General features: G+C 65.5%; 11 protein-coding genes and 3 pseudogenes. 8 read left to right on the forward strand and 6 right to left on the reverse strand.

The annotated features are described in order from the left end of the window. Positions 1–311: 311 nt before the first annotated feature. The 4 genes from ON40_RS34950 (at position 312) to ON40_RS34965 (ending at position 3,536) form a co-directional block, all read left to right on the forward strand. Positions 312–1,178 carry an SDR family NAD(P)-dependent oxidoreductase gene (locus ON40_RS34950; RefSeq protein WP_040829554.1) on the forward strand — a complete coding sequence of 289 codons (867 nt, stop codon included), beginning with the start codon at positions 312–314 and terminating at the stop codon, positions 1,176–1,178. Between the two features lies 1 nt (position 1,179). Then, complete coding sequence (locus ON40_RS34955; RefSeq protein ID WP_040829557.1) at positions 1,180–1,413, forward strand: ferredoxin; 234 nt, start codon at positions 1,180–1,182, stop codon at positions 1,411–1,413. Beyond that, positions 1,410–2,642, forward strand: a complete 1,233-nt coding sequence (locus ON40_RS34960; protein ID WP_040829558.1) for a cytochrome P450 — start codon at positions 1,410–1,412, stop codon at positions 2,640–2,642. The genes ON40_RS34955 and ON40_RS34960 overlap by 4 nt, the downstream gene beginning before the upstream one ends. Before the next feature lie 279 nt (positions 2,643–2,921). Next, positions 2,922–3,536 carry a TetR/AcrR family transcriptional regulator gene (locus ON40_RS34965; protein ID WP_040829559.1) on the forward strand — a complete coding sequence of 205 codons (615 nt, stop codon included), beginning with the start codon at positions 2,922–2,924 and terminating at the stop codon, positions 3,534–3,536. 689 nt (positions 3,537–4,225) lie between these two features. Here the strand turns inward: ON40_RS34965 and ON40_RS34970 are convergent. From ON40_RS34970 to ON40_RS52525, 3 genes are all read right to left on the reverse strand, one after another. Then, positions 4,226–6,046 (reverse strand): PEP-utilizing enzyme, encoded by a 1,821-nt coding sequence (locus ON40_RS34970; RefSeq protein WP_051194039.1) that lies wholly within the window; start codon positions 6,044–6,046, stop codon positions 4,226–4,228. A gap of 364 nt (positions 6,047–6,410) precedes the next feature. Beyond that, positions 6,411–6,635: a zinc transporter Slc39a7 gene (locus tag ON40_RS50440; RefSeq protein WP_083896138.1), complete on the reverse strand. Its 225-nt coding sequence runs from the start codon at positions 6,633–6,635 to the stop codon at positions 6,411–6,413. Between the two features lie 373 nt (positions 6,636–7,008). Then, complete coding sequence (locus ON40_RS52525) at positions 7,009–7,161, reverse strand: hypothetical protein (protein WP_157186603.1); 153 nt, start codon at positions 7,159–7,161, stop codon at positions 7,009–7,011. A gap of 161 nt (positions 7,162–7,322) precedes the next feature. Here ON40_RS52525 and ON40_RS50445 point away from each other — a divergent pair. Together ON40_RS50445 and ON40_RS50450 are read left to right on the forward strand one after the other, a co-directional pair. After that, positions 7,323–7,600 (forward strand): annotated as a pseudogene (locus ON40_RS50445) (CBS domain-containing protein); the annotation flags it as partial. 262 nt (positions 7,601–7,862) lie between these two features. Then, positions 7,863–8,924: pseudogene (locus ON40_RS50450) on the forward strand (divalent metal cation transporter). A gap of 302 nt (positions 8,925–9,226) precedes the next feature. Here ON40_RS50450 and ON40_RS34985 read toward each other — a convergent pair. Further along, positions 9,227–9,643: a hypothetical protein gene (locus tag ON40_RS34985; RefSeq protein WP_040829562.1), complete on the reverse strand. Its 417-nt coding sequence runs from the start codon at positions 9,641–9,643 to the stop codon at positions 9,227–9,229. Between the two features lie 167 nt (positions 9,644–9,810). Further along, the gene (locus tag ON40_RS34990; protein WP_051194042.1) at positions 9,811–10,404 is read right to left on the reverse strand and encodes a TetR/AcrR family transcriptional regulator; all 594 of its coding nucleotides are present in this window, start codon (positions 10,402–10,404) and stop codon (positions 9,811–9,813) included. An 84-nt stretch (positions 10,405–10,488) separates the two neighbouring features. Here ON40_RS34990 and ON40_RS34995 point away from each other — a divergent pair, with 84 nt between their 5' ends. Together ON40_RS34995 and ON40_RS35000 are read left to right on the forward strand one after the other, a co-directional pair. Continuing rightward, positions 10,489–11,004 (forward strand): anthrone oxygenase family protein, encoded by a 516-nt coding sequence (locus ON40_RS34995; protein ID WP_051194043.1) that lies wholly within the window; start codon positions 10,489–10,491, stop codon positions 11,002–11,004. A gap of 245 nt (positions 11,005–11,249) precedes the next feature. Then, the gene (locus ON40_RS35000; protein WP_040829563.1) at positions 11,250–11,648 is read left to right on the forward strand and encodes a DUF4870 domain-containing protein; all 399 of its coding nucleotides are present in this window, start codon (positions 11,250–11,252) and stop codon (positions 11,646–11,648) included. A 305-nt stretch (positions 11,649–11,953) separates the two neighbouring features. Here ON40_RS35000 and ON40_RS54975 read toward each other — a convergent pair. After that, positions 11,954–12,028 (reverse strand): annotated as a pseudogene (locus ON40_RS54975) (dihydrofolate reductase family protein); the annotation flags it as partial.

Consider the following 12,028-nt stretch of genomic DNA (forward strand, 5'->3'; position numbering starts at 1 on the left):
CCAGTCGTTCCTCTCTGCGCATTCGGCGCACAACGTCTGCACTATACCTATAGATTGTAGGTTTATGACAGCAGGTGACGACTCGCGATCGAGGCCCGTCGACAGCCACTCACGCCACCCGCAACGCATCAACTGACAAATTACGATTGACGTCATTCGTCTCCTGGCGTAGCTTCGAGTGTGAGGCACAGCACTCCACCCCGCCCCAGGCGGGCAGCCCACGGCGTCGAATTCGCCGGTCCCGCTGCGCCTCCATCCGCACCGGCCCCGTCCCCCGCCGGACGCATCCTTCTGGAAATCGGAGTCCCACCATGAAGCTCGAAGGCAAAGTCGCCGTCATCACCGGAGCCGGCTCCGGCTTCGGTCGTCAGTGTTCCCAGTTGTTCGCGTCCGAGGGCGCTTCCATCGCCGTCGTCGACATCGACCCCGAACGCGCCGCGGGAACCGTCGAACTCGTTGAGCAGCAAGGCGGTAAGGCCATCGCCATCACCGCCGACGTCAGCGTCGAGGCGCAGGTGAACTCCGCCGTGGCCGAGGCGGTGCAGCATTTCGGCAAGCTGGACATCATGTTCGCCAACGCGGGCGTCGTCTCCCGGGGCGGCGTCCCGTCCGTCGCGGGCGGCGAGGAGGTCGAATTCCAGGACCTGACCGAGGCCGACTGGCAGCATGTGCTCGGGGTGAACCTCAGCGGTGTCGTCTACGCCGCCAAGGCCGCGGTCCCGTATCTGCGCGAGAACGGCGGCGGCACCATCCTGGCGACGTCGTCGGCGGCGTCGCTGGTCGCCTACCACAACATCGCGATGTACTCGGCCACCAAAGCCGGCGTCAATGGGCTGGTCCGCGGACTGAGCCTGGACCTGGGCAAGTACGGCATCCGAGTCAACGCCATCTGCCCGACCCACGGCATGTCGCCGAACTTTCTGATGCCGCAGGGCTCCCCGGTCGTCGGCCAGTCCTACGAACAGGTCGCCGGTCCCTGGGATCCGTCGATCTCGCCGATTCCGCTCAAACTCCAGCGTCCCCCGTCGCTGCTCGACAACGCGAAGGTGGCGCTGTTCCTGGCCTCCGATGATTCGCAGTACTTGTCCGGTGTCGTCATGCCCTCGACCGACGGCGGCACCCTGGCCCGGGTCGGCATGTGGTTCGCCGAGGACAAGGGCTCGCCCGGAGATCTGTGACATGGCCGAACCCGTTCACCTCGTCGTCGACCGGACAGCCTGCGCAGGCCACGGCCTGTGCTACGCGACAGCGCCCGATCTGCTCGAGGCCGACGACTTCGGTAACCCGGTCGTCGACGCCGGTCCGATCCCCGAGTCCCAGCTCGAATTCGCACAGCGCGCCGCGACAGCCTGCCCCGAACGCGCACTGACGTTCACCAGCGCCCTTCCCCCATCCGAGGAAAAGACATCATGACCACTTCCGCTGAGGTCGCCGATGACCTGGTCGTCGACTTCGACATCTACGACCAGTCGCTGGCATTCCCCGAAGACACCGTGCAGGATCGCGTCGCCGAACTGGCCCGTCGCGGCCCGGTCGTATATTCCACCGCCCACGGCGGGCACTGGATCGTCACCCGGTACAAGGAGATCCACGAGGTCCTGCGCGACCCGGAGACTTTCTCCAGCCACCCGAACAATCTGACGACCACGACCGCCGGATTCGGCAAATTCATTCCGCTCGAACTCGATCCGCCGGAACACACCGGATATCGGCTCGCCCTGCAGCCTTTGTTCAGCCCGAATCGGATGAAGGCCCTCGAGGACGATATCCGCGCGACGATCACCGAACTCATCGACGGATTCGCCGCCAGCGGAACATCGGAATTCATCGCCGATTTCGCGCACGAATTGCCCACCCGGGTATTTCTGTCGCTGATGGACTGGCCACTGGCCGACGCGCCGATGTTCACCCACGCGACCGATGTCCTGCTCACCGGAATCCCCGGCGCCACCGAGGAGGAATCCAATCAGGCCCGCGGGAAAGCGGCGTTCGAGATGCTCGGATATTTCCAGAACATCATCAACGACCGCAGGGCCTCTCCGCGCGACGATGTCACCTCGCAGATCATCCACACCGAGGTCGCTCTCGAGGACGGCACCCGGCTGCTGACCGACGAGGAACTCAATCGGATGTTCTTCCTGCTGCTCATCGCCGGTCTGCACACCGTCCAGGGCTCGCTGGCGTGGGCGATCATCCACCTCTCGCACAACCGGGAACAGCGCGATCAGCTCATCGGCGACGAAAGCCTGATCCCGTCGGCGGTGGAGGAGATCCTGCGCATCGAGGCCGCGGTCATCCCCGGCCGCCGCGCCACCCGCACGACCGAACTGGGCGGGGTCACCATCGCCGAGGGCGATCAGCTGATCCTCATGCTCTGCTCGGCCAATCGGGACGCCGAGGAGTTCGAGGACCCGGACGACCTTCTGCTCGAGCGCACCCCGAACCGGCATCTGTCCTTCGGCGCGGGCGCACACCGCTGCCTGGGCTCACATCTGGCCCGGATCGAGCTGCGCCTGGCCCTGGAGGAAATCCACCGTCGCATACCGGATTACGCGCTCGCGGACAACGATCCGCCGGTCATGCACGCCAGCCAGGTCCGCGGGTGCGCGCGGCTGCCGATCACGTTCACGCCGAACCCGTGAACGGCCCGGGTGAGGGCCGCTGATCCGGCCCTCACCCGGCATCGGCAGTGTGAGAGTCCTCACCGTGCTCCGCCACCGGCTCGCCGTGCGCAGCCGTCGATCGACCAGGTCACGGGCACTCCAGATGCCTTCACCCCCAAAGGTTTTCAGAATCACACCACGCGTCGCAGCACCATGCCCACCCATGGACGTCGAACGAACAACAAAAAACGAGTATTGTCCATGATGTCGCCGAGTATTGCATACAACGCAGAAATCCGTGGAGGGCAGGAAAAGAGAATGGCTCGTCGTAACAGCAACGTCCTGAGCGGGGACGTCGAGGAAGCACGCGGGCAGATACTCGAAGCCGCCCAATCGACCTTCCTGCATTTCGGTGTCGCCAAGACGACGATGGACGACATCGCCAAGTCTGCCGGAGTATCGCGCCCGACGATCTACCGATACTTCCGCGACCGGGACACCCTCATCGCGGAATTGATCCGCCTGCGCGCCCGCAAGCTCTTCGTCAGGGGAACGAAATACGTTCTCGAACGTAAACATTTCCGCGACCAGGTCGTCGACGGACTCATATTCCTGGTCGACCACGGCCGCAGAGATCCCCTCATCCGACTGATCGTCAGCCCCGAACACATGGACCTGGCCGCGGCCGTCGTGGGCACATCACGCCTGGCCAGCGACCTGACCCTGGAAATGTGGGGCCCGATTCTCGACCGCGCCCGCGAACGCGGCGAACTCCGTGAGGGCATCACCAACGAAGCAGCCTGCGAATGGCTGGCACTCGTACAACTGATCCTGGTCGGCCGCTTGGACTTCGAAGACCCGACCGACCCGTCCCACCGCCAGCTACTCGAAACATTCATGCTCCCGGCGTTCCTGCCCCCGGGCACTGTCTGAGCCGCAATACCACTGCCGCGCAACGCAAGCGGCGGAGCCCTTGTTCGAGCGCGCTACCGCGCGGACGCAGAGCAGGTTGTCCCGAACGACACCTTCCGGACACACCGGAGCATCGGGAATCCCGCTGATCGCCGGTCGCACTCCTCGGCTGGCGGAGAATCAATGGTTTCGAATCACCGATCAGGGTGATGCCCGCCTTGGTCGGACTGCACCGAACCGACGAGGACTACCAGCGGCTGCTGGACCGGCCGCGCTCCGCGCCGATGTCGCGCTGCACCACACCGCCACCTACACCCACGTCGGATGCGACGCCGGAAACGGCTGGCAGCGCCAGGCCGGTGCCGGACGGTGGGGCAGCGACTGGTTCGGCCGCGCCTTGGCCGCGGTCGTCTACATCTACGTCAACGACTTCCACGAAGCGGTCTACCTCATCCGCGGCACCGACAGCACCGGTGCTACACGTTCCCCGATGTCATCCGCATCCTCTGAACGATCCACCAACCCCGGACTGAGCCGCGCAACGGCTCAGTCGGGCCTACTTTCGAAACACGCTCCAGCCGGAACGCGCAGTCAGGGCCCCTTGGGCCGTGACTGTCGCTCCCCCATCGCCTTTCCGATCAGGCCCGCGTCTTTCCGGATGTCGCGCAGACGAGCACCGAACGCCTCTCTGGCATTGTGAATTCACCGGGCTACGACAGGATCTCGATGTATCCGTCGGTACCGTTCACCCGGATACTCTGTCCGTCACGGATCAGCTCGGTGGCGTGGTCCACGCCGACGACGGCGAGCAGACCGTATTCGCGGGCGATCACCGCGCCGTGGGTCATCAGGCCGCCGACCTCGGTGACCAGCCCCTTGATGGCGAGGAACAACGGGGTCCAGCTCGGGTCGGTGTAGGCGGTGACCAGGATGTCGCCCGGATCGAGATCGGCTTGTGCGATATCGGATACGACGCGGGCGCGACCTTCGATGATTCCGGCGGATACCGCCATTCCGGGCAGTGCACCGGCGGGGAGATCCTCGCGTCGGTAGGTCCCGCTGAGCGCCTGGCCGTCGGAGGTGAGCACCCGCGGCGCGGTGAGCGACCGATACGGGCGGAATGCGTGCTTGCGCTCTTCGATGAGCTCCGCGCTCGCGTGTTGTGTGCGCACCACCTCGTCGAGCTCGTCGAATCGGAGATGGAAGATGTCTTCGGGTTCACACAGCACCTCGGCCCGCACCAGGCGTTCGGCTTCGCGCAACAGGGCCCGCTTGTAAATGAAGTAGCGGCTGACCATGCCGTACTTCGGATACTCCCGATATCCGGCGAAGGTGCGGACCCGGTCGATCATCCGCTCGGTCTCCTCGGCCTTGCGCTCTCCGTCCGGCAAGGCGCGCAAGCGTTGCAGCAGTTGGGCTTTCGCCTGTTCGGCGGCACGCAGACCATGTTCGAGGCGCTGCATGCCCGCGCCGGGTCCGAAATTCTTGATATTGCCGAGGATCGTCGGCACGAGCATGGCGGGCTTTTCGCTCCAGCGCGGCCGGGTGATGTCGATCTCGCCGGCGCAGCGCATGCCATACGTGTCGAGGAAACCTTCGAACGCGGCGCGCGCATCGTCGCCGCCCGGGTATCGGACCAACTCGTCGAGGAAACCGTCCGCCGTCGGCCCCGCCTGCTCGACCCGACTCAGGTAGTCCACCACCTGCGGGTGTGCACGGATCACGTCGGCGACGTCCAGCAGCGCCAATCCCATCTCGGAGGTCACGTTCCCGGGCACCGATTGGGTGAGGGCGTCCGCGGCGTTCTTCTCGCCCAGCCATTCCCACAGCCGTTCGTTGAGCCACGACGAGGCGTCCATCCCGGCCGTGATCACCTGTAAACCCGTCGGAGTGAACAGGACTCGCTGCAACTCCCGGATGTCGGCGCGGATGAAGTCGACCAGCGCGGGTCCCGACTGGGTCCGGATGTCTCGTTTCAAGGCGGCCAGGGAGGCCTCACTGTCGGCGATCAGCGCGGTGACGATGCCGGGATCGGTCTCGATCGTCGCGGGTGCGGTACCCGGCACCGGACGGGGTGGGGCGGCCGAATCCGATTCCGGCACTTCACGAATGAACCCGCGATCGATCACGGTCTGCAAGGCGTCACCGATCAGCGGGTCGGAGTTGCCGAGCCCGGCGAGCAGGGCGGTACGGTCGGGATCGTCGATGATCCGCGCGTAGCCGACCACTCGCACCGTCCAGCCCCGATGGGAAGCTTGGTCGATCTGGTCGGCTTGGTAGCCGAGCACGGCTTTGTCTCTCGCACGCACCATATCGGTCAGCCATGGCGTTGCCCCGGCCCCGATGATGATCTCCCCGTCCCGCACCACATGGTTGACCGGCCGCACGGCTGGCAGGGCATCGCGAGTGTAGAGGACTCTGCCCAGCGACACCCCGGCCAGCAACGCCGGGCACTCGTTCGAGTCCAGCGCAATCAGCTCGGATTCCGAAGGGACGGTTGGACGCTGCGGCGGATCGCAGACGTTTGGCATTACCGTGCAGTTACCCCTGCTCACTAGGGGGGAAACCGGGGTTAGCGCTCAACTCGCGCTTGCCTTTCGGACTCACTCCTCGTTGTTCAACGAGTCGGCCAACCATCGTGCCGATTGCCACCGGTAGGGCTGAATGTCACCACCGAGAGCAGTGATGGCAGTTGGCCGACGCTGCGGTCACCACCGCGGCGGTACCAGACAACGCGGGCCCGCAGCCGCACTCGCGCGCGGGTGGGTGCGTTCATTCCCGACCGCGAGGAAATGCTCGGTGCGTGAGGGTGCCCTGCTCGCCGGCGACACGGACGCTTCCGCCATGCACAACCACTTCATGTCCTGGCGCGACACCGTCCTGACGACTGTCAATTCACTGCGACGTGTGTTTGTTCTCCTCGTGGGAGTGGGAGTGCTCGTCGAGCAGATCGGATTGGTGGCTGTGCCAGTGGGAATGCACCGTCCCATCGGCGTGGGTGTGGGTGTGCTCATGACCGACGTGGTCGTGGTCGTGCGTGGTGTGCGAATGCGAATGCGTCACCCCGCCGTGACTGTGCTCATGTTCGTGCGGGTGCTCGTGGGCGTGCTGCTCTGTCAACGTCGCCTCCTCGGTCGAACTCGGGCCACACCTGCGGTCACGCCGTCGAACGACGGGTCGCGGTAGATGCTCGCGGCAGCGATGGTCGCGGCACAGCCTACTTCGCTCGATACACTTCAGCTATTACCCCGCCATGTCCTGCTCGGAGCGTCGTCTCGGGCCGACCGACGCGGCAACCAGTGGCAATGGCACCACGACCGCGACAACGCTCCGCCGATGACCCCGTTCGGCAGCGCCAGACAGACCCGTTGCGTCGATCTACCGCCCGGCGGGTTCGGCGAGAGGCGCGAGACCGGGCGGCCCACAGCTACTACCGAAACACGGCCCCCGCGTGGCCGTCGTGGGGTGAGTTCGCGGTCAGGATCGTGTGGGATCAGCCGACGTTACGGGTGTCGATCCCGGATGGACGGACCGCGGCGTCGGTGGTGGCGATACCGAAGCTGATCAGTCGTTTGGGATGGATCCTGATGATCGCTCCGTCGAAGCCTCCGAGATTGTCGCCGTAGGCGGAGTCGGCGACGGTCACCTTCACCTTTCCGCGCTCGGCCAACTACGGGTTCGGCGATGGCTTCTCCGGTGCCGCGGATCGCCGGGCACGCAATGGCCAGGAGTCGCAAGTTCCGCAACGTCGCAGACAACAGCCAGGTCTGCGCGCGTTCGAACGTCGCGACGGGGAGGTGCTGCTGCGCGCGGGTGCGTGAACTGATGGATACCGACCCGGTCCGCGTCACGCCGGATACCGATCTGACCGATATCGCCCTGCTCATGGCCGATTACAACCTCTACGCAATGCCGGTGGTCGACGACACCGACGTGTGCTCGGCGTCGTCACCGTCGACGACGTTCTCGAGGCCGCCATTCCCGAAGACTGGCGCCGCCGCGAGCCCGCACCCCGCCCGATCCGGGAACCCGCACCAGGCGCCGACACCGCCGCGGACATCTCCGACGGCAGCTGCGCACCGTGACGAACGCCGACGAAAGCCGCTCCACCCCAAGGGAAACCGCGTCCGAACCACCGCGTGCCCCGCAGGACGACGACACCGCGCAGCCATCCGCTCCCCCACCACGAGCCGCGGAGCCGGGCAACTCGGCACCACGAATTCGCCCGCACCCGAGCAGCTCTCGGGCACAACGAAGACACCCAGCACGCCGTCGACTCCCCCCGCGCAGGACACTCCCGCACCGCAGAAATCGCGTACGACACCGACCTCCCGGCCTTCGGCGGTCCTGGATTCGGCGCACCTGGGCGATATCGAGGGCGCGTTCGGCCGCATCGATATCACCGAGACCGACCGGCCACGCACGCTGCGGACCAGGCTGTTGCCCCTCGCCGCGATCGTCGGGCCCGGTCTGATCGTGATGGTCGGCGACAACGACGCCGGTGGAGTGGCCACCTACGCCCAGGCCGGGCAGAACTACGGCTACGGCCTGTTGTGGGTCCTGTTGCTGCTCATTCCGGTGTTGATCGTGAATCAGGAAATGGTCGTGCGCATGTGCGCGGTCACCGGCGGCGGGCTTGCCCGGCTGATCAACGAGCGTTTCGGCCGCGGCTGGGGCTGGTTCTCCGTCGGTGACCTGCGTGGGGACCACGGTGGCGGCGTGTCAGTTGTTCTTCCAGCAGTCCGACATCCCAGGGGAAATTCCGCGACGCCGGCACCATCGCGCACCTGCTCGGGCAGACCGACCGTGTGCTGGGGCCGATCTTCGCGATCGTGCTGCTGGATGCGTCCATCATCGGCGCCGCCGCGGTCACCCTGTCCACCAGTTACGCATTCGGTGATGTGTTCGGCATCAAACACTCCCTGCACCGCGGCTTCCAAGATGCGAAACAGTTCTATCTCTCCTACATTGCGATGGTCACCCTGGCCGCTGCGATCGTGCTGATCCCGAGCGCGCCGCTGGGGTTGATCACCACCGCGGTGCAGGCTCCTGGCTGGTCTGCTGCTGCCCAGCGCGAGCGTGTTCCTGCTGCTGTTGTGCAATGACCCGCAAGTCCTGGGCCCGTGGGTGAACCGCACCTGGCTCAACATCGTCGCAGGGTTCATCCAGAAAGGCCATTGGCGGATGCCGCCGCTGACTCTGCTCGAGCCCGTAACCTGGTCTGCCGGAACGAAACTCGGGATGCTCGCGCTACGCGGTTACCTGGTGGCCGACGCGATCCTGTTGCTGGTCGAAGCCGTCCAACTCGGCCGGCACCGACCCGCGGCGCAGTCAATGGCCAGGCCGGTGAAACCGCCACCCAGCCGGCCAGTGACGCCCGCCACCGCGGTGCCGACCCGCCACCAGTAGTGCAACCGAGACCCCCACCAGCAACACCAGCAACACCGCCGACCCGATCAGCACCTCGGAGCGTGAATAGTCCGGAATCGGACCGTGTAGGGCCCCGAGGCTCGACGCGAGCCGAGCCGCTGTACGCACACGCACCACCGCCCTTCGCCTCGCGAGGTCACATCGGCACGACCCGTACTGCCCGAACAAGTCGATACGACCACGATAGCGCTTATGACCTGGTCCGATGACCAGGCAAGACGTGTCATCCTGGTGGTCCGCTACAACCGATGCGGTTCGCTCGGTAGGGGCATGGCACCTGTCTACCGGGCGGCCTGCTCGCTCTGCGGCACCGCGATCGGGAGCCGGCGCGAAGTGCCGCGCAACACCTGAAGGCCCGCTCGGGAGACCGCCAGCGGAGTGAACACCACGTCTTGGACCGGGTCGCCGACGGGCGCCATGAAACAGCCGATGGCCGCGAGGTTTTCGCCGATGCGACGGGCCTGCAGCCGATGGGCTTCTCGTTGCCGCTCGGGCAATTCGTCCCATTCCCGCAGCACATCCGCGCCCGCGGGCGTCTCACCGGTGGTCATGGCCTCGTGCACGCGCGCCTGATGCGCCGCTCGCTCGCTGGTGTCGTGCACTGCCCGAGCCAGTTGTGTGGTGACCTGAGCGGTGACGTACCCGGTGAGGCTGTCGATCACCCGATCCTGGGCGATCAGCCGCGCCTCATCGCCCATCCGACCCACCGCCTCCCACCCAAACATCGGACACCCCACTATAATTCGACGAAGATCACTCAGCCGATTCGATGCCACTCGTCGTGATCGTCCCCGCGTACTCCAGATAAGCTGCGCCGCAGCTGTTCTGCTGTGCAGACCACCCGTGCAGCGGCAGACGTGGATGTTCAGTCATGGGCGAACAAGTGGGCCCGGGCGGCTGTGAGCGCCAGTGTCGCTGCCGCGTCGGCGGTGTTGTCGTCGACCGGCTCGCCGGTGATCAGGACGCGGAAATAGATCGGCGCCACAAGGGTTTTGATCATCTCGGCCGGATCGGTGGCGTCGGGGATCTCACCGCGGGCGATCGCGCGTGTCACGACCGGCAGCGTTTGCCTGATCCGGTCACGGAAGACATGTCGCGCGGAGTTGGGTGGCGCCGGCAGGCCCGCGGCGGTGGAAACCATCACAGCCAGTACAGCTCGGCCGGAGGCGCTGTTGGCCCACGTGACGAGGCTGCGTGCGAGCGCGCGCAGGTCGTCGTCGACCGAACCGGTGTCCGGGATGGGGATGTCGGTGGCGACGCTGTCGGCCAGCGCCTCGGCGATCAGGGCCTCGCGATCGGGCCATCGCCGGTAGACGGTGGTTTTGTGCACACCGGTGCGCTGGGCGACGTTGTCGATCGTGAACGCGGCGTATCCCCGTTCGCTCAGCTCGTCGATGGTTGCGGCGAGCACGGCGGTGCGGACCTTGGTGCCACGCCCCAGGGGCGCGGAACGGCTCATTGCAACTCCTAGTTGCGATATCGGTGAAAGGCGGGCATGCTGACAGTATCGCAACTCGGTGTTGCGATATGCAGAGGAGTGACGATGTTGTCGAAATCCGTTCGGGCAGCCGCGTTGTTGTTTCCCGGTTTGCCGGCCGGGGCATTCGGATACGGCGCGGTGAACGTGCTGTACGCGTTTCGCGAAGTGCCCCTTGATGTTCGGTTCACCTTTCACACCGCGCTCATGCGGGTCAACGGACCGGTCATGCAGTCGCTGATGGGCTTGGCGGTCCTGAGCACCCTGCTGCTCGCGGTGCGATCGGCGCATCGGCAACGGTGGATCTCCGCAAGCGCCTCGGCGCTGGTCATCGCCTCGTTCGTGGTGACGCGTTGGGGCAACGTGCCGATCAATCAGCAGATCAAGCGCTGGCGGGTAGACGCCTTGCCCGCCGACTACACCGAGATCCTGCGGCACTGGGAGCTGTTCCACTTCACCCGAACCGGTTGTGCCCTGGTCGCATTCGCTCTGGTGATCACCGCGGTCATCGGGTCCACAACCGCCCATGGTGCCCGGGCCGACGTCGGCAGCCACCCTGCCCCGGAAAAGGAACGCCGATGACGCGCGAACAGGCCACCCAGGTCACCGGACGGACGACTCGACACCGTGCCCTCCGCAGTGCGCACCACCCATCCGACGAATGTTGGGGCGGAGGTACCCTCGAACGCACTCATTTCGAGCTCATCGGCAGCCCTCTCGTCGTGAGAACCACGTCCGGGATCCCAGTCGACTGGCTGGCCCGCGACCTGTGGGTTCGTGCTGAAAGTTGGGATCGGTAGGAGGCGCGCGGGGCGTCTACTCACCCCATGACATCTTCTCAACCTCCCGCGAACCAACCGCAGTCCACCGGCTTGGACAAAAAGACCAGCGCGATCCTGTCGTACGCGCTGGGGTGGCTCACCGGAATCATCTTCCTATTTGTGGGAAAGAACGATCCCGATGTGAAATTCCATGCCTCGCAATCGATCGTCTTCTTCGGGGCGGTCTCGATGGTCAATATTGTGCTGAGCATCGTCGGCTCGCTCCTCGGGGTCCTGGGGATCATCTTCAGCTTCGCCGGACTCGCAGTCGCGGCCTTCGCGGTCGTCGTCTGGATCATGGCGATGGTCCAGGCGAACAACACCGGCGGTGTCCGCGCGGGGCTTCCCATTGTCGGAAAATTCACTGCCCCTTATGCCGATCAGTTGGCCAACTCGATCAAGTAGCGGCGTATTCGGAGTCCCAGCTGGATTTCGTAGTCGATGATGCTGTCGGCACCCCTGCATGGCGGCCAGATGCGACAGTCCGAAGATCAACGGCCCGAGGTCATCTCGGGCCGTTGGCGTCCGCGCGGAACGTCCGGAACTGTCCAGGCCGTGGCCTCTTGAACCCGCACCGATTATCGAGTGGTGAGCGCTGAATGGACGTTGATAGCGTGCAAGCGCTCGGCGTAGGTAATCACGGAGGGGGCGTGTATGCCCATGGTGCGACGTGTACCGCGTAGTGCGTCCGCAGGGCGTGCCTGGCTGTGTCAGTCGTGTTTCGCCTCGTAGCGCAGCAGGACCGTGCCGCCCGGGAAGGTGCGGTTCTCCAACAGTCGCAACGG

The sequence above is a fragment of the Nocardia jiangxiensis NBRC 101359 genome, from assembly GCF_000308615.1.
In the GTDB taxonomy this organism is placed as follows: Bacteria; Actinomycetota; Actinomycetes; order Mycobacteriales; family Mycobacteriaceae; genus Nocardia; species Nocardia jiangxiensis.